We start from the raw sequence: 18,310 nt of genomic DNA, 5'->3' as shown, positions 1-18,310 counted from the left end.
ACTATGCCACGTATTAAAGTTCTCCCACATGCGCAAATCTGCCCAGAAGGTGCTGAGTTTGAAGTTGAACAGAATGCGAATCTTTGTGAAAGCTTACTGAAAAATGGAATCAAGATTGAACATGCGTGCGATATGTCAGCTGCATGTACAACCTGTCACGTTGTGGTACGTAAAGGCTTCGACAGCTTAGAAGAAATGAATGATGTTGAAGCCGATCTACTGGATCGCGCTTGGGGCTTAGAACCTGACTCTCGCTTGTCTTGCCAAGTGAAGTTAGTGGATGAAGACTTAGAAGTTGAAATTCCTAAATACACAATTAACCACGCATCTGAAAATCACTAATTTTCAAAGCATAAAAAAGCCACTCATTGTAGTGGCTTTTTTACGACTCTCGCTTTGTATCTCATCCTATCAACTTAATGATATTCATTTTTTTGAACAGGTTCTATTACTTCATCTTCAAGATTGAGTTTAACGATACCTTGCGAGTTGGTCATCTTCTGCTGGGTTTGAATGCGTTGAATCATTTTTTCTAAAACTTGAATCAACTGCGGATATTCAAAATTCTGCACTTCATCTAAGTTTAGCAGCAAATGAAACCCTTTATATTCATAATCAAACCAGCGTTGATAGTCTGATTTTTGCGACGTATATTTTTCAACGACTTGCCACGTTTTCACAGCACCTTTAATCCCCTTAAGGAAAATTGGTGCTTTCGGCGCACAAAGATAATCATTTTTTACTAAATTATGTGTATCGTCCGAAATTAAGATTTCATCCACTTGCGCTGCACTTTGTAAGCGTGCAGCAAGGTTTGCATCACGACCAACAATGGTATAAGCCATACGGTGCGATGCGCCATAGTTCCCTACGTGGCAATACCCTGTAGAAATTCCCATACGAATATGTAATGGCGGATAACCCATTTTCACCCAACGTTCGCGCAGGATTTTCATTTGCTGACGCATCGCCATAGCCATTTCCAAACAGTTTTGAGCATCACGCTCTACACCTTCGGAATTAGGATCACCAAAAAACACTAAAATTGCATCCCCCATGAATTTATCAACAGTACCTTCATATTGCTTCGCAATCTCGGTCATGTGTTTTAAATAATCATTGAGTAGGAATGCTAAATCATCCGGAATTAAGCTTTCAGAAAGCTCTGTAAAGCCCTGAATATCTGAAAAGAAAACTGTCAGTTTCTTACGCTTGTATTCAATTTTCGCTTCAGACTCACCCTTCATAATCGATTGCCACAACTGAACTGGTGCATAGCGACTCAGTTGATTGGCAAACTCCATATAACGGTTCATCTGATCAAAATAGTGATTTTTGCGGCGGTATATGTCTTGCATTTGGTTGCGCTGATAATAGCTACCCACGCCAAAATAAGTAGTGAGGCACAAAAAGCCCAATACGATCAGTTCAGTACTGGTAGCCTCGAAATACTCACCAAAACCAAAGACAAAAATAATCGAAATATAAAAGACAACCACCCCAATCAGGCTGGCCAAAGACACCATCAAAAAAGAAATTTTATTACTAATAGCCGTGTAAAGCATAGCAAAAATGGTTAAAAATGTGAGTACGATACTGAGATGTACAGCGGCTAAAATGATCGCTGTAATGACAATATCAATAACAAACATCACACCGCGTCGCATCGTATTATTGAAGCGATAACCTAACCACCTTGAAAATGGGGGTGTGATCAATAATACAATGAGCAACAACAGCGGTACATAAATCTGATATTGCGTATCTGCCATCGTATAATGATAGACGATGGTTATTAAAGACAGCATGCCATATCCCATCACACGATGGAAATACTCAAATTGTTTGGGCTCTTTAGATAACCAATCGTCTAATGGCACTGCTCGTTCCCCACTATGCGCACGATCAAATCATCCCTGATTTGATTTCTCACGTGTATTAGTCCATACGCCAATCGAATGGCATATCACCTTGACCACGTAGTGCAAGCATTAAAGTTTGACGCATATGCGCAAGTACTTCATTGCTATAAGGAACAGCGGGTGTACCCCAAACTGGTTTTGGCCATGCGACGTCGTTTTGATAACGTACAACATGGTGAAAATGGAGCTGCGAAACCATGTTACCTAAAGCAGCAACATTCATTTTGTCAGCACGGAATACACGAGCCAATTGGCTTGATAACCAGCTTGACTCACGTAAAAACTGTTCTTGGTCGGCTTGACTGAGTTCATATAACTCAGTGATGCCTGGCACGCGTGGAATTAAAATTAGCCACGGGAATTGCATATCATTCATTAAGCGACATGTTGAAAGTGGAAAGTCGCCTACAAAAAACGTATCTTGAGCAAGTTGTGGATGCAAACTAAACATATCTTTATAAATGATGCAAATTAGAATAATGGCTAATACTATCACATCCAATCAGAGGTGAATATTGCAAGCAATGTGTTTCAACACAAATAAACTACGTTTTACTTTGAACTACATCACATTTATTACTTTAATAAATTTCATCAAAAAATCAAGTCTTTCTTTTCATAGCGCAAGTCCGCAAGAAAGACCTGATATCTGCATGAAATCACAGCAAATTAGAGCTAAATTTTAATGCAATTCTTTCAGTAAACTTTCCAATAAGTCATTGATAAATTGAATCCGTTTTTCATATTCCTCTAGCATCACCATGACCTTTAAGCGCTGACCACCCTCCATCCTAAAAAAGGTCGGGTGTTTTTGCATCATCTGAATAATACTCATCGCCTGAACAGGAGTATCAGGTGAGAATTCAATCGCCCCCCCATTGGCAGAAATATCCACTTTGGTAATGCCCAGTGTTTCTGCTTTCAAACGCATCTGATGCACAGCAAAAAGCTGCTTCACAGGTTGTGGTGGTATCCCAAAACGGTCAATCAACTCCATACGAATGTTATCGAGCTTTTCCTGACTGTCCGTATTACTAATGCGCTTATAGAACAATAAACGCTGATGGACATCTCCTAGATATTCATCTGGAATCAAGGCTGGCATATGTAAATTGATTTCTGCGGTCAGTGATAGTGGCGCATCGAAGTTTGGGGTTTTGCCCTTTTGAATGGCTTTGGTCGCCTTTTCAAGCATCTCCATATACAAGCTATAGCCAATGGCTTGCATTGAACCACTTTGTTGCTCGCCGAGTAGCTCACCCGCTCCACGAATTTCTAAGTCCTCCGTAGCCAACATAAAGCCCGCGCCTAATGTCGATGCCCGCTGAATCGCATCCAGACGTTTTTCGGCATCGCCTTTCAACCCCTTGATGGATGGCACCAACAGATAGGCATAGGCTTGGTGATGCGAGCGCCCTACACGCCCACGCAGTTGATGCAACTGCGCTAAACCCAGCTTATCTGCCCGTTCAATTAAAATGGTATTGGCATTCGGAACATCAATCCCTGTTTCAATAATGGTTGAGCAGACCAGCACGTTATATTCTTTATGGTAGAACTGTTGCATCACTTGTTCTAACTCGCGTTCACGCATTTGACCATGTGCAACAGCCACACGTGCCTCAGGGACCAGCTCTCGAAGACTCTCCGCTGCACGCTCAATAGTTTCTACTTCATTATGCAGGAAATAAACTTGGCCACCACGCAGTAACTCACGCAAGATGGCTTCTTTAACTGAATCACCCGTATGTTCTTGCACAAACGTTTTTACCGCTAAACGTCGTGCAGGTGGTGTAGCAATAATGGATAGATCACGCATGCCACTAAAGGCCATGTTTAGAGTCCGTGGAATTGGAGTTGCAGTCAGAGTCAACATATCCACATCTGCACGCATTGCTTTAATCCGCTCTTTGTCACGTACACCGAAGCGGTGTTCTTCATCCACAATCATCAAGCCTAAGTCTTTAAACTGGACACTTTCTTGTAGAATTTTATGCGTACCAATCACGATGTCGACTTTGCCCTCAGCTAAGTCTTCAATCGTTTTCGTATGTGATTTACTGCTGCCAAAACGTGATAAAACTTCGATACGAATAGGCCAGTCTGCAAAACGATCTTTAAACGACTCATAATGCTGTTGAGCCAGCAACGTCGTCGGCACCAAAACAGCCACTTGTTTATTGTTCTGTACCGCTAAAAATGCTGCGCGCATCGCAACTTCGGTTTTACCAAAGCCCACATCACCACAAACCAAGCGATCCATCGGTTTAGCCAATTGCATATCATACAAAGTTGCCTCAATCGCATTGGCTTGATCGAGTGTTTCTTCATAGGCAAAGCCACTGGCAAACTGCATATATTGACCTTGATCTAACTCAAAACCAAAGCCTGGTTTGGCTTGACGACGGGCTTGGATATGCAACAACTCCGCTGCTACATCATGGATTTGCTCTAATGCTTTACGCTTTGCTTTGCTCCAAGCATCAGTACCCAACTTATGCAAGGGTGCTAAGTCTGGATCGCCGCCACTATAACGGCTGATCAAATGTAAATTGGTGACAGGAACATAAACTTTGGCCGCATCGGCATAATCGAGCTGCAAGAACTCATAGTCTTGACCATCAATGCTTAAAGTAACTAAGCCCGCATAACGCCCCACACCATAGTCAATATGCACCACCGGAGCGCCCATACTCAGTTCAGTCAAACTGCGGATGAGAAACTCTTCTGAAACCTCTTGCTGGCGTTTACGACGGCGCTGTACAACGCGATGCTCATACAACTGATTTTCAGAAATGATGCTAATGCTGTCTTTTAATACCAAACCACGCTCTAATGGCGCACTGGTAATTGCAATGGCATGTAAGGATTTTTGAAATTCAGCAAAATTCTCAACATTAGGAATCTCTCCCAATGTCGCACGTAAGGCATCTTTTAAAGTTTCACGACGCCCCGCACTTTCAGCAACCAGTAATACTGAATGGTTAGCAGCATCAATATACTGTTTAACCGCATGAAAGGGCTTTTCATTTTTAGGATCGACCGCTAAACGTGGTGGAAGTACGGTGTTTAAATTGGTCACACCCGCTTTTAGATCAAAAGCCTCGACTGAAGCAATAATACGTGGAAAGGTATTGAGTTGTTCTAAAACTTGATTGGTCGAAATAAAAAGATGGTTAGGGGCTAAAATTGGCTGGTCAACATTATGGCGGCGGTCTTCATAACGGCGATCGATTTCTTTCCAAAAAATATCTAAACCATCATCAACCTGCTTATCTGTAATGACAATGGAATGACTTGGTAAGTACGAAAGCAGTGTACTTTGGGTTTCCATCTGCGCAGCACTGAAAAAGAGTGGGAAATAGAACTCAATCCCTGGTGATGCAATCCCTTCTAACACATCCTGATAAATTGGATTTTTCTTTGGATTTGCCGTCGGAAACATTTCTGCATAGCGATCACGAAATATGCGGCGTGCCTCTTTCAGCGGAAACTCTTTAGCCGGTAATACTGAAAATTGTTTTAAGTTTTGCGTAGTGCGCTGCGTTTCAGGGTCAAAAAATTTAAGGGTTTCAATTTCATCATCAAACAAATCTATCCGAATTGGGGCAGCTTGACCTGAGGCATAGATATCCATAATGCTACCCCGAACCGCAAATTCACCATGGTCATATACTGTGTCGACCAAATGATAGCCTGCTTGAATCAAACGCTTCTTTTGCTGTTCCAATTCAAACTTTTGACCAACGTGAATATCAAAGTGTTCTCCCAACACCCACGAAGTCGGCGCTACACGCTGCGCCAAGGTCGAAGCCGAAATCAGTAAGATGCCTGTTTGCGGCATATTGGATAAAATTGCAAGACGCTCAGATACAATATCTTGATGAGGAGATAAACGGTCATAAGGCAGAATTTCCCAGTCTGGGAAAATGGTCGGTCGAATACCGTAAAATTCAAATTCACTTTCGAGTTGTGCTAAGTGTTGATTATTTTTTGCCACAACCACAAAGAGCTTATTATTCTGTGTACTTAACGTATGAATGAATAATGCAGCTGAAGAGCCGAGCAAATTTCCCAGCCAACGTTTTTCGCCTGCTTTTAGTTGTTGCACATTCAGTTGGGAGATTTCTTCTTGGAACATGGACATGGCTTTAGCGTTTAAAAACATGCGTCATATACTAGCATGATGTCCTCTCGCTGCATGTTATTTTTCACGACAAGAACTACTTCAAGTTAGCGCTAAGTCCTTTTTACAACTCAAATTTATGGTTTTTAAAAAACTTACTTTTTGTCACGTATAAACTGGTAATAATAGTCATTAAGTAGCTTAATCATTCGCTTTAACTCAGTTAAGTTTTCTAGATTATTGCCTAAACGTACAACAAATCGCTCATTGGCAATTTCCAAGTCGATTTTCTCATTGATTAACATAGCACTATAAAAAAGTGCATTGAGGTCATCAAACTGACTAATTCTACGATTTGAAAAATAGACCAAACGTTCAGCATGTATGGCATTTAGCACAATACCTTCAATGATAAAGCCTTTTTCATCATCATATTCAATCTGATGCTGCTGCAAAAAAAGTTGTTCTGGCGCATCTTTCTTTAATTTAAATAATTGGCTTAATTTACTCAGCATAGACATCTAATCATGGTTCTTCACTCAAGCTTATTGTAGTTCTAACTGCTACCTTTTGTTAGTTTGTATCGGCTAAAAAGTATAAAAGCAGCGCATTGACTACTTTTATACCTATATATAGTTATAAATGTTCTAGCTAAATTATGCTAAAGATACAACCTTAGGCGTCACCTCAGCAGCCAAGTTTCAAATGAGAAAATGTGACCTAAGGGTTATTAAGTCAACAACCCTTTATCCAATACCACTTGCTGAATTGTTTTGTTTTTCCGCAATGCATTGTTTACCCATTTCATCACATTTCGCATGACCTAAAATTGGATCAAACAAAGTCACCATACCAGCACTACGCATGACTGCATCAAAGCAAACGTTTTGATTAGCTTGAATACATTTGGTATTTAAGGCTGCAATACCATTAATAAGTGACTAAAACGCAGCGCCGTTGGATAGACATCATTGGTCGATTGAGATTTATTGACAAGGTCATTTGGTTGAATAACCTAGCATTTACCCTAAGAAAGGAATACATGCTTTAATGCAAGATTGGCCAGCACTTCGTTTCTATTCATTTAATTGAAGTACCCGCTCCACCTTGATAGGCATCTATGGTTAGATGCAAGGGAAAAGCGTATAACCAACTTTCAGGTGGTTGGATCAATTGCTCATATACCACCGCAATGGTCTGCACAATTTCAGGAGAGATTTTGCCAAATGTGCAGTTAATTTATACCGACTCTATTTTCACTTGTGCCAAAGCAAGCAGAAAATGCCATTGAATTCCTATTTTCTAATTAGAAATTTGAAAGTTTTCCAATGCTCTCAAAGCAAAAACGCCCTAACAGAATTAGGTTAATGGTGAAATATTCGTCTTTTTCACCTATTTCATGACTGTAAATACATTTCATAAATGAAACATTTTATATGGAAATGTGCCTACTCTGCAGGTAATGTAATTTTTCGTAAGCAATAAAAAATCATAAATTATAACTAGCCTGCTGATTTTACGAAATAAAAGCTTAGAATTTCACTTACCCTATAAAAAAGAATAATAAATGATCAATAAACAGCATATTTTCAACAACTTATTGTTTAATTTTAAAAAACAATTAATAATTACACAAAACACACAAAAATACCTCATAACTGTTACAGAGTGTAATTTTATTTTTATGCTTGAATCGCCGTCTCAAACAAAGCGATTAAAAAATCTCCCAAGTCGGATTTTGCCAAGGAATGCCTATGAGTCAAATTAACCCCACCCTCGTCACATTTTTAGTTTATATCATTGCCATGGTTGGCATCGGTTTGTATGCATACAAGTCTACAAACAACTTTGATGATTACATCTTAGGTGGTCGTAGTTTAGGAAGTGTAGTTACTGCGCTTTCTGCAGGTGCATCAGACATGAGTGGCTGGTTACTGATGGGCTTACCGGGCGCAATTTATTTGTCTGGTTTGTCTGAAGCGTGGATTGCCGTAGGCCTAATCATTGGTGCATGGCTCAACTGGCTATTGGTTGCAGGACGTTTACGTGTGCATACTGAAGTCCAAAACAATGCCCTCACCCTTCCTGATTATTTCACAGGTCGTTTCGCAGATCGCAAACGTATCTTACGTATGATCTCAGCTGTCGTTATTTTAGTATTCTTCGCCATTTACTGTGCTTCAGGTATGGTCGCAGGCGCACGTCTATTTGAAAGTATCTTTGGTTGGAACTACACCACTGCACTGTGGATTAGCGCAATTGCAACCATCAGCTATGTATGTATCGGCGGCTTCCTTGCAATTAGCTGGACAGACACCTTCCAAGCAGGTCTAATGATTTTTGCTCTGCTGCTTACCCCAATCATGACTTACCTTGCGATTGATGGTAATGCTGCACAGTTCACAGTCTTACTTGAAACGGCTCGCCCACAAGCATTGCATATTGTTTCTGAACTCAGCACTGTTGCCATCCTGTCATCATTGGCATGGGGCTTAGGCTATTTTGGTCAGCCACACATTTTAGTGCGCTTCATGGCTGCGGATTCTGTGAAAACGATTCCTGCTGCGCGTCGCATTGGTATGACATGGATGATTTTATGTCTAGGTGGTGCAGTAGGTGCTGGTTTTATTGCCATCGCGTACTTCCAACAACACCCTGAACTAGCGGCTGTGGTTTCTCAAAACCCTGAAACTGTGTTCATGGAACTGACTAAACTCTTATTCAACCCTTGGATTGCGGGTATCATTTTAGCTGCAATTTTAGCTGCAGTGATGAGTACATTAAGCTGTCAGTTACTGGTTTGTTCTACAACATTGACAGAAGACATGTACAAAGCCTTCATCCGTAAAACCGCTTCTCAAAAAGAATTGGTTTGGGTGGGTCGCTTCATGGTTATTGCAGTTGCTGTTCTTGCAATTTGCTTAGCAAGCAACCCTGACAGTAAAGTTCTAGGCCTTGTAGCTTATGCATGGGCAGGTTTTGGTGCGGCATTTGGTCCACTGATTATCTTGTCTTTGTTCTGGAAGCGCATGACCTTGAATGGTGCTATTGCAGGTATTATTGTTGGTGCGGTAACTGTGATTGTATGGAAAAATGCATTAGGACACTTAGGTCTATATGAAATTATTCCAGGCTTCATCTTCTCTTGGATCAGCATTGTAGTGGTAAGCTTAATGGGTAAAGCCCCTGAAGCTGAAGTGGTACAACGCTTTGAACAAGCAGACAGCATGTACAAACAAGCGATGGCTGAAATGAAACAAGAATCTACACAACGTTAATTGAACGTGTAGACCAAAAAAAAGGGGCTTTTAAGCCCCTTTTTTTACATCTCATGTACTCAATTATTTCGACAAAGGTTTGTATTTGAGTTGAATACGTGAGCTTTCTTTGATGACTTCCATCACTGGATAACTGCGCGTTTCTTTAACACCCGGCAGTTGCCACAAGACTTGACCTGAGATTTTTCGGAACTCATCCATACTGGCACAGCGAATCTTCACCACAAAATCAAAGCCCCCACTGGTCATATGACATTCCACAATTTCATCATGCTGTAGCACGGCATGGCGAAAATCTTCCAAGACATGTGGCGTGGTTTTATCCAAAAGGATCTCCACAAAAACCACAAAACTGGCATTGAGCATGTGTGGATTTAAGCGTGCTTCATAACTCAGAATAAAACCTTCCTTGGTTAATTTCTGTACTCGAGCCAAAGCAGCCGTCGCTGACAAGTTCACTTCTTCGGCAAGTTTAATATTCGATATTTTTCCATCTCTTTGAAGAATATCTAATATTTTGATATCTGTTCGGTCCAAGCTAAAAATTGGGCTCGTCATCTGAATTAATCTCTAAATAGCATACAAATTATAGTGAGTTATTCGGCATTCTTTCTGTAATCATAAATTAATTACTATAGATCTCTCAACACATTATTGTATGCACAGGATGTAGGCATGAATATGATGGAAAGCAATACGCATTTCAACGACGCTCAAACTCAATTTGAATATATTACCGAATTCAAAGAAAAAAGTGAGCTTGAAGTTGAAATCAATACCGCTTGGCGACGTGCCGAAACTGACTGTGTTCAAAACTTATTAGACCACAGCAAAATCTCTGACGAGATGAATCAACGCATTCATGAACTTGCGTTTGATTTGGCTCATACTTTACGTGAACGTAAAAGCGGCAGCGGTAAAGCAGGCATTGTACAGGGTCTCTTACAAGAATTTGCACTGTCTTCTCAAGAAGGCATTGCGCTGATGTGTTTAGCTGAAGCATTGCTTCGTATTCCAGACATGGCGACACGTGACCTATTGATTAAAGACAAAATCAACCAAGGCAACTGGAAAGAACACGTTGGTCAAAGTAACCTGATGTTTGTCAATGCGGCTGCATGGGGCCTCATGTTGACTGGCAAACTGATGGAAACGCCAAAGCAAAATAGCTTATCAGGCACTTTAACAGGCTTATTGGCACGTAGTGGTCGTGGCATCATCCGTAAAGCAGTTGATGTAGCTATGCGTATGATGGGCGAACAGTTTGTGACTGGCGAAACCATTGGTGAAGCATTACAACACGCTGAACGTCTTGAAGAAAAAGGCTTCCGTTATTCATACGACATGTTGGGTGAAGCAGCACTGACCGATCATGATGCTGATCGTTATATGAAAGATTATACCGATGCCATTCATGCCATTGGTCAAGCGTCAAAAGACAAAGATGTTTATGACGGTCCGGGTATTTCAATTAAATTATCTGCTCTACACCCTCGCTACCAACGTGCGCAAGTTGCACGTATGCATGAAGAGTTGTACGGTAAAGTCTTTACGCTTGCTAAATTAGCACGCGGCTATAACATCGGTTTAAATATTGATGCAGAAGAATCTGAGCGTTTAGAAATTTCTTTAGAAATGCTTGAACGTCTATGCTTTGAACCAGAACTCAAAGACTGGAAAGGCATTGGTTTCGTTATCCAAGCGTATCAAAAACGTTGTTTCTACGTGGTAGACTACATCGTAGACTTGGCTAAACGTAGCGAAAAGCGCTTAATGATCCGTTTAGTGAAAGGCGCGTACTGGGACAGCGAAATTAAGAAAGCACAAATTGAAGGGATGACTGACTACCCTGTATTTACCCGTAAAGTACATACAGACTTGTCGTATATCGCTTGTGCGAAGAAATTATTGGCTGCACCAGAACAAATCTACCCACAGTTTGCAACACACAATGCGCAAACCTTGGCGACTATTTATGAAATGGCCAACCCAGAGAAATACTACGTAGGTCAGTATGAGTTCCAATGCTTACACGGCATGGGCGAGCCACTGTATGAACAAGTAGTCGGCGAAAAACTAGATAAAAAACTGGGTGTACCTTGCCGTATTTATGCACCTGTCGGTAACCATGAAACACTATTGGCTTATCTTGTACGTCGTTTACTTGAAAATGGTGCAAACACCTCTTTTGTAAACCGTATTGCAGACAAGTCACTCGCGATTGATGATTTGATTGAAAATCCAACTCAAACCATCTTAAGCAGTGCAAAACGTGAAAATATCGTGGGTCAAAAGCACCTTTCGATTCCACTTCCTGCTGAGCTTTATGGCCAACTGCGTGCAAACTCTAAAGGTTTAGATCTTGCAAATGACTCTGCATTAATTCATCTGAACCAAACAGCTCAACAGTTTGCTAAGCACCAATGGTCTGCTGCACCAATGGGTGAGCACTTTCAGACCAATGACGCCGTTGCTCCGCAAAGCATTATCAACCCAGCACGTCACTCAGATGTTGTGGGTTATGTACAAGAAGCAACAACTGAACAAGTTGAGCAAGCATTAAACAATGCGCAGGCTGTTCAAGACATTTGGGCACGTACGGCTAAAGACACCCGTGCGAGTTACCTCCTTCGCGCTGCTGACTTAATGGAAGCTCGCTTAGAAGAACTGATGGTTTTACTTTGTCGTGAAAGTGGTAAAACGTATGCCAATGCCATTGCAGAAGTTCGTGAAGCTGTAGATTTCTTACGCTACTACGCAACGCAAATGATTGATCTAGATGCAAACGCAGAAGTTGAGCCTTTAGGCACTATGCTATGCATTAGCCCATGGAACTTCCCATTGGCCATCTTCACAGGTCAGGTTGCTGCTGCATTGGTTGCGGGTAATACCGTGATTGCTAAACCAGCTGAACAAACGCCATTGATCGCAGCTCAAGCAATTCAAATCTTATGGCAAGCGGGTGTGCCTCAAGCTGCTGTACAGCTGATGCCGGGTCGTGGTGAAACTCTGGGTGCACAACTCAGTGCAGCCGAGCAAGTTCAAGGCATCATGTTCACAGGTTCAACTGAAGTTGCTAAGATTTTGCAAAAAACTGTGGCGAAACGTTTAAGCAAAAATGGTGAAAGCATTCCACTGATTGCTGAAACAGGCGGTCAAAATGCCATGATCGTTGACTCTTCGGCACTGACTGAACAAGTTGTACTTGATGTCGTTAGCTCAGCTTATGACAGCGCAGGTCAACGTTGTTCTGCCCTTCGCGTACTATGTGTACAAGAAGATAATGCCGATGCAGTAATTCAAATGCTTAAAGGCGCAATGCAGCAACTTCAAGTGGGCAACCCATATCTACTTAAAACAGATATTGGCCCTGTAATTGATGCTGAAGCGCAAGAAAACATTCAAAAGCACATCGACAAAATGCGCCAAAAAGGTCATCGCGTACACCAATTGATGCTTAATGATGCTCAAGACACTGAGATAAATGCAGGCACGTTCATTACACCAACATTGATTGAACTGCCAAATCTAAATGATTTAGAACGCGAAGTGTTTGGTCCTGTGCTGCATGTGATTCGCTTTAACCAAGGTTCACTTAAACAGTTACTTGAGCACATCAACAGCAAAGGCTATGGCCTGACGATGGGTCTACATACCCGTATTGATGAAACCATTCAAACTGTAATGACCCATGCTGAAGTAGGTAACCTCTACATCAACCGTAACATCGTGGGTGCAGTTGTAGGTGTACAACCTTTTGGTGGCGAAGGTTTATCAGGTACAGGTCCTAAAGCGGGTGGTCCAATTTATCTATATCGCCTAATGCAAAACTGTTCTGCGAAAAAGTTGAATAAACCATTTGCAACAGGTGCTGATTTGAACCCTCAAGTCGAGTTCAGCAACTCTGCATTGTTCCTTGAGTGGGCCGCTAAAACCTTCCCAGCTGTAAAATTGGCAAAAATTGAGAACTTCTGTTCAGGCCATCATTACGAGCTGCAAGGTCCGACAGGTGAAAGCAACCAATACATGGTGATTCCGCGTCATGCAATCTTGTCATTAGCAGAACAAGAAGCGGATCAACTACAACAGTTGAATGCGATTTTTGCAGTTGGTAGCCGTCCAGCAGTACTCGCAGATAACAGCTTTGTGTTAAAATACATGCCAAGCATGCCTAAAGCATTGGCTCAAGCGTTCCATGTCATTAAAGACATCAAAACTGATGCTTTTGATGCGGTATTGCATCATGGTACAACGGCGCAGCTTTTAGCGTTGCAACAGCAGATTGCTGAGCGTCAAGGTGCGATTGTGGGTATTACTCATCTTAGCCCATCACAAACTGCCATTCCTTTGGAACGTTTTGTGATTGAGCGTGCTATTAGTGTTAACACTGCAGCTGCTGGTGGTAATGCAAGTCTCATGACTTTGAATTAAGCCCAATTTAAACCTGCAGTCCTCATCAGGACCGCAGGTTTATTACTATGTTTCCTCTATTGCCAAGTCAACATCTCCTAGTCTGTTTACTTGGCATTTTTTATGCGACTCAGTTTGACTTAATCTGCTCAAAAATTTCCGATGTAGCACCGCATCAAACCACTTGTAGCATGAATAAACCCCACGCTTTTGCTGAATATCTTTAGGCTAATTCGGCAAACTTTGTTACCATCTCTTTTTTCAATATGTTTGCGATTTTTACTGCATATGACTTCTTCTTATCAACAACAACTTGACGCCAAAATTGAACGAATTACAGCTCAATTTACTGAATTCACTCCACCTTCGCTTGAAGTTTTTCAATCTCCTGAAAAAAACTTTCGTATGCGTGCAGAATTCCGTATTTGGCATACCGAAGAGGATATGTTTTATGCCATGTTTGAACGCGATGAAAACAATCAAAAGAAAGTCATTCGTATTGATGACTTCCCAATCGCTGATGCCAGTATTAATCAGCTCATGCCTATTTTATTGGCAGAATTAAAAAGCAATGATCTCCTCTCAAAACGCTTATTTGAAGTGCATTTCTTAGCGACCTTAAAAGGTGAAATGCTAGTTTCGCTGATTTATCGCTGCCCACTCGATGAACAATGGCAGGTTTTAGCCAAACAACTTTCAGAAAAATTAAATATTAAGTTGATTGGCCGTAGCCGTGGTCAAAAAGTGGTACTCACTGATGAATTTGTGGTGGAAGAACTACAAGTTTTTGAGCGCAAATATCAGTACAAACAAATTGAAAGCAGCTTTACGCAGCCCAATGCGCAAGTCTGCCAAAAAATGCTCGAATGGGCCTGCAATGCTGCACAGCAGTCAAATAAAGATTTGTTAGAACTTTACTGTGGCAATGGTAACTTCACCCTACCGCTTTCCACCCGTTTTAACCGTGTTTTAGCCACTGAGCTGGCTAAGTCTTCAGTGTATGCAGCACAGTGGAACATCGAACAAAACCACATCGATAATATTCAAGTCGCGCGTTTATCAGCAGAAGACTTCACACAAGCCTATAACGGCGAGCGTGAATTCCGTCGCTTACAAGAAGCAAATATCGACATGAGCAGCTATGAGTTCAATACGGTGTTTGTTGACCCACCGCGTGCGGGTATTGACGATGAAACCTTAAAATTGATTCAGCGTTTTGAACGGATTATCTATATTTCATGTAATCCTGACACCTTGCATGACAACTTAAAAACACTCAGCCAAACCCATAAAATTTCACAGTTTGCTCTGTTTGACCAATTCCCCTATACCCACCATGTTGAATCTGGGGTTTTGCTGGAAAAAGTTTAAACAATTTGTTGCAACTTAAACCGTATAAAAAAGAAGCTCGAATGAGCTTCTTTTTTAATTTTCATGAAAAAAGATAAGCTTATATAAAATGCAAGTATTTCAACTGTCATAATAACGTTAATACCTTGCGCTATAATCGGAATTTTTCGACATCGATCGCTGCTTTTATCTCTCACGCTGACTTGCATTATTTTACAGATTGGTTATATTTCACCCTATGTTAGGTTGTAAATGAAGTCTATATGAGTTTTTGGCAAAAGCTGTTTTCAAATGAACAGCAAAACGAGCATAAAAATCAAATTGCTTGTGTTGAAAATGACTGCTCTTGTAAAACCAATGAACAGCTCATCGAAAAGCTTAAAACAGCGACCGATGAAGACGTGATTGTTGGGATTAAAAAAGTATTAGCTTCTCGTGGCTATGGCCGTAAGGAGTTAAATGAACTTCAGCATCGACCTCTACAGTAGTAGAGTCACTGAATATTCATCAAAAAAAGGCATTTAGATTGATCTAAATGCCTTTTTTAATGTCTGTACGTCACTCTGCTTATAAAAAAACCACGGCATGTGAAACACAGTACACTTTGAACGTTTAAATATTATACAAAGCCTTAAATTTTTGTTACCTTACAGGCTCAATATAAAAATCAATAATGTTTGAAAATTAAAGGTTTAAGCAATGAAAAAATTACTTATGGTCAGCACATGTATTACCCTTTTATCTTTAACAGCATGTAGCAAAATGCCAAAAGCCTGTGTGGAGTCTTGGGAAAAAATGGAAAAACTTGCCGAGCAGATGGGTTTGCCGGAAGAACAACTCAAAGAACAAAAAAAGAAATTTGAAGAAGATGTGAAAGCGATGAACACTGAAGAAGCAACACGCATGTGCAGTACCCAAAACTCACTTTTAGGTCTAGTGAACCAATAAACACTACTTCATCTTAAAAGAGGATGCTTGCATCCTCTTTTAATGCGATCACAAAAGCTAGACACTCCTTTCCAATCGGTCTCTTTTATTTCTATCATCGTAAACTCAAATAACCGAAACCCACTAAACAGTCGATTATTCTCAGCAGAAGCTTTAAAATACAGATAAAAGACAACTGTAATGAATTAGCACGTATTAGGCATGCAACAACAAAAAGTCCACTACCCCTTGGGGGCTCATCTCATAGTCAAAAATTTTGGCTATACGCATCACGGTATATATGCGGGGCGTGGACGTGTGATTCATTATTCAGGTTTTGCACATCTTTTTAAAAAGCATCCGATTGAAATAACCTCCATCGAGAACTTTAGCCACGGACGTAAAATTACAGTCAATCAGTACCAAGCCCCCAAATATAAAGGCCGTAAAGTGGTTCGCCGTATGCGCTCACGCATGCATGAAAACAACTACCATCTTATTATCAATAACTGTGAACACTTGTGTACGTGGGCCATTACAGGCGTTGAAAGTAGCCCACAAGTCATCAAGATGATGCACCGACTTACTACTATTGGCTATGTTAGCTCTATGATGAGTTTCATGAACAGCCTAATGTTAACGCTGACCACCACCTGTTTTGCCTTGGTGCTGTATATCAAAAAGAAATTACGTGATAAGGCCAAACAGCAGCTTGGGAACTATTTTGAGTTTAAAGAAGAGCGCTCTAAAAAAGATCACTGATGTGAACGCAGTTCAAAAGGTGGAAATTTATCTTCAACCAAGTTGAGCTGGATATCGTATTCAAGCCATGCCTTGGCACCATCTAGCACTGTAGTAAAGCCACCTGTTGCATCCATCACATAATGAATCAGCTCATTACCCTGTAACTCAATATCATAGTTTCGAATGATCACATAGGTATTCATGCTGTCGATTTTTTCAAATACAAAATCTACTTTAGTTTTAGGCGTGCCCCATTCGATGCAGATCAGCTCATTTTCAACGACTTGTAGGACATGAGTCGAGTGCGTAATTTGGTATTTATCCCATGTCCAATCGACCATTGCGCCTTTTTCTAAATAGCCGGAAGACTGACTAAACCAAAACTTGGTGGTTATGAGTGGATCAACAAAAGCGTTAAACACAATATTGACAGAACGCCGAATCAACATCTGAGTTTCGATCACGGTAGTCATTGTTATATCCCTATCACTTTTAAACTTAGTGATAGCACATCTCAATAAACCAATCATATCGAAAATTTGTTATGGCTCAGGCAATCCGCTCATTTTCTGTTATGGATTTGTTCACTGCTTTAACTTAAATTGGCTCTATGTGCGCTCACTGGTTCTGGCAAAGATTCATTTAAAGAACTGAGCATTTCGCGCTCTATGCCCCGCACAATAGCATCTAAAGGCAAGTCGTTTTCTTGAAGTCCGAAGGGTTCTTCTAACTCTGCACTTAGCGCATCTAAACCCAATAAGAGATAGGCAATTAAGGCCACGATCACCGGTGACCAAAAACCGAGACTGGAACTTAAACTAAAAGGTAAAATGAGACAGAAAGAGTACACGGCACGGTGTAACAAAACCGAATAAGAAAATGGCAGAGGTGTAGATGAAATACGGTCACAACCAGCGTGAATATCTCCCATTGCCACCGTATGCTTAGTCAGCATACTGTAAATAATATCGCTAATCTCACCACGCTTATACAACACCGCCAGATCTTTCTGCGTAAGCTCTAATAGATATTGCGGTGGATTAATATGCGTAGCCAATACCTCCCACTGCTCTACTGTCAGTTGTACTTTGGCTTGATAGTGGTCATAGGTATGACTTTGCTGCCGTAAACGATCTCGAAGTAAATGACTAAATAACATCACGCGATACATCAAAACTGTACGCTCTGCATCATTTAAGACATAACTATCACGGATCATATGCCGTGCGTTGGCAATCATTGCGCCCCATAGCTTACGCCCTTCCCACCAGCGGTCATAACACGCTGTATTTCGAAAGCTTAAGAAAATCGAAAGAATCACACCAAATACAGTAAACCCAATGACAGGCACTGCAGGAGCTGTCACGTAATGTTGAGTCGCTAGATAAACCAAAAGAGTTGAAATTAAAACACCGACCATCAGTGCCGGAAACACTTTCGGCAAAATAGTGCCGCGCCAAGCAAATAGTAATGCAAAGCTATTGGTTTTATCTCGAACAATCACAGTGTATTCCTATTGGTTTCGCTACGAAAAGGCTCAACCGAAGTTGAGC

General features: G+C 41.0%; 14 protein-coding genes and 1 pseudogene. 7 read left to right on the top strand and 8 right to left on the bottom strand.

The window, feature by feature from the left end:
• The first annotated feature begins 3 nt into the window (after nt 1-3).
• Nucleotides 4-342 (top strand): ISC system 2Fe-2S type ferredoxin, encoded by a 339-nt coding sequence (fdx, locus tag AC4CU2_RS07715; RefSeq protein ID WP_004697000.1) that lies wholly within the window; start codon nt 4-6, stop codon nt 340-342.
• Between the two features lie 74 nt (nt 343-416).
• Here the strand turns inward: fdx and AC4CU2_RS07710 are convergent, their stop codons facing one another.
• The 5 genes and pseudogenes from AC4CU2_RS07710 to aspA all read right to left on the bottom strand — a co-directional run.
• A complete protein-coding gene (locus AC4CU2_RS07710) occupies nt 417-1,880 on the bottom strand; it encodes an adenylate/guanylate cyclase domain-containing protein (RefSeq protein WP_004984691.1) in 1,464 nt (487 codons plus the stop codon).
• Nucleotides 1,881-1,938: 58 nt separating this feature from the next.
• A complete protein-coding gene (locus AC4CU2_RS07705; protein ID WP_490768571.1) occupies nt 1,939-2,373 on the bottom strand; it encodes an HIT domain-containing protein in 435 nt (144 codons plus the stop codon).
• Nucleotides 2,374-2,604: 231 nt separating this feature from the next.
• Nucleotides 2,605-6,063: a transcription-repair coupling factor gene (mfd, locus tag AC4CU2_RS07700; RefSeq protein ID WP_490769222.1), complete on the bottom strand. Its 3,459-nt coding sequence runs from the start codon at nt 6,061-6,063 to the stop codon at nt 2,605-2,607.
• Nucleotides 6,064-6,203: 140 nt separating this feature from the next.
• On the bottom strand, nt 6,204-6,569 hold the full coding sequence (locus tag AC4CU2_RS07695) for a hypothetical protein (RefSeq protein WP_080543921.1): 366 nt from the start codon (nt 6,567-6,569) through the stop codon (nt 6,204-6,206).
• Nucleotides 6,570-6,781: 212 nt separating this feature from the next.
• Nucleotides 6,782-6,986: pseudogene (aspA, locus tag AC4CU2_RS07690) on the bottom strand (aspartate ammonia-lyase); the annotation flags it as partial.
• Between the two features lie 816 nt (nt 6,987-7,802).
• On the opposite strand from aspA, the gene putP reads away from it, so the two are divergent.
• On the top strand, nt 7,803-9,326 hold the full coding sequence (gene putP / locus AC4CU2_RS07685) for a sodium/proline symporter PutP (protein ID WP_005401209.1): 1,524 nt from the start codon (nt 7,803-7,805) through the stop codon (nt 9,324-9,326).
• A gap of 63 nt (nt 9,327-9,389) precedes the next feature.
• Here putP and AC4CU2_RS07680 read toward each other — a convergent pair whose 3' ends face one another.
• Entirely contained in the window at nt 9,390-9,884 is a 495-nt protein-coding gene (locus tag AC4CU2_RS07680) for an Lrp/AsnC ligand binding domain-containing protein (protein WP_490768570.1), read from the bottom strand.
• 117 nt (nt 9,885-10,001) lie between these two features.
• Here AC4CU2_RS07680 and putA point away from each other — a divergent pair, with 117 nt between their 5' ends.
• The 5 genes from putA to AC4CU2_RS07655 all read left to right on the top strand — a co-directional run bounded on the left by putA (nt 10,002) and on the right by AC4CU2_RS07655 (nt 16,775).
• A complete protein-coding gene (gene putA / locus AC4CU2_RS07675; protein ID WP_490768569.1) occupies nt 10,002-13,757 on the top strand; it encodes a trifunctional transcriptional regulator/proline dehydrogenase/L-glutamate gamma-semialdehyde dehydrogenase in 3,756 nt (1,251 codons plus the stop codon).
• 267 nt (nt 13,758-14,024) lie between these two features.
• Nucleotides 14,025-15,107, top strand: a complete 1,083-nt coding sequence (gene trmA, locus AC4CU2_RS07670; protein WP_490768568.1) for a tRNA (uridine(54)-C5)-methyltransferase TrmA — start codon at nt 14,025-14,027, stop codon at nt 15,105-15,107.
• A 242-nt stretch (nt 15,108-15,349) separates the two neighbouring features.
• Nucleotides 15,350-15,574: a hypothetical protein gene (locus AC4CU2_RS07665; protein WP_004984703.1), complete on the top strand. Its 225-nt coding sequence runs from the start codon at nt 15,350-15,352 to the stop codon at nt 15,572-15,574.
• Nucleotides 15,575-15,785: 211 nt separating this feature from the next.
• Entirely contained in the window at nt 15,786-16,034 is a 249-nt protein-coding gene (locus tag AC4CU2_RS07660) for a hypothetical protein (protein ID WP_490768567.1), read from the top strand.
• A 201-nt stretch (nt 16,035-16,235) separates the two neighbouring features.
• Nucleotides 16,236-16,775 carry a lecithin retinol acyltransferase family protein gene (locus AC4CU2_RS07655; RefSeq protein ID WP_279043768.1) on the top strand — a complete coding sequence of 180 codons (540 nt, stop codon included), beginning with the start codon at nt 16,236-16,238 and terminating at the stop codon, nt 16,773-16,775.
• Here the strand turns inward: AC4CU2_RS07655 and AC4CU2_RS07650 are convergent.
• Both AC4CU2_RS07650 and AC4CU2_RS07645 read right to left on the bottom strand, forming a co-directional pair.
• On the bottom strand, nt 16,769-17,230 hold the full coding sequence (locus AC4CU2_RS07650; RefSeq protein ID WP_058869690.1) for an SRPBCC domain-containing protein: 462 nt from the start codon (nt 17,228-17,230) through the stop codon (nt 16,769-16,771). The two genes, AC4CU2_RS07655 and AC4CU2_RS07650, sit on opposite strands and share 7 nt — an antisense overlap.
• A 119-nt stretch (nt 17,231-17,349) precedes the next feature.
• Entirely contained in the window at nt 17,350-18,261 is a 912-nt protein-coding gene (locus tag AC4CU2_RS07645; protein WP_004696975.1) for a bestrophin family protein, read from the bottom strand.
• Between the last annotated feature and the right edge of the window lie 49 nt (nt 18,262-18,310).

It is taken from the genome of Acinetobacter sp. 797_lipA (genome assembly GCF_058243025.1).
The sequence above is the reverse complement of the archived record's forward strand: the minus strand, read 5'-3'. Positions and strand labels throughout refer to the sequence as shown.

Coding starts and splice junctions, on each gene's coding strand:
- mfd (WP_490769222.1), bottom strand. CDS start 6,063: ATGTTCCAAGAAGAAATCTCCCAACTGAATGTGCAACAACTAAAAGCA.
- AC4CU2_RS07705 (WP_490768571.1), bottom strand. CDS start 2,373: ATGTTTAGTTTGCATCCACAACTTGCTCAAGATACGTTTTTTGTAGGC.
- putP (WP_005401209.1), top strand. CDS start 7,803: ATGAGTCAAATTAACCCCACCCTCGTCACATTTTTAGTTTATATCATT.
- AC4CU2_RS07665 (WP_004984703.1), top strand. CDS start 15,350: ATGAGTTTTTGGCAAAAGCTGTTTTCAAATGAACAGCAAAACGAGCAT.
- AC4CU2_RS07655 (WP_279043768.1), top strand. CDS start 16,236: ATGCAACAACAAAAAGTCCACTACCCCTTGGGGGCTCATCTCATAGTC.
- AC4CU2_RS07650 (WP_058869690.1), bottom strand. CDS start 17,230: ATGACTACCGTGATCGAAACTCAGATGTTGATTCGGCGTTCTGTCAAT.
- trmA (WP_490768568.1), top strand. CDS start 14,025: ATGACTTCTTCTTATCAACAACAACTTGACGCCAAAATTGAACGAATT.
- putA (WP_490768569.1), top strand. CDS start 10,002: ATGAATATGATGGAAAGCAATACGCATTTCAACGACGCTCAAACTCAA.
- AC4CU2_RS07695 (WP_080543921.1), bottom strand. CDS start 6,569: ATGTCTATGCTGAGTAAATTAAGCCAATTATTTAAATTAAAGAAAGAT.
- AC4CU2_RS07680 (WP_490768570.1), bottom strand. CDS start 9,884: ATGACGAGCCCAATTTTTAGCTTGGACCGAACAGATATCAAAATATTA.
- AC4CU2_RS07660 (WP_490768567.1), top strand. CDS start 15,786: ATGAAAAAATTACTTATGGTCAGCACATGTATTACCCTTTTATCTTTA.
- fdx (WP_004697000.1), top strand. CDS start 4: ATGCCACGTATTAAAGTTCTCCCACATGCGCAAATCTGCCCAGAAGGT.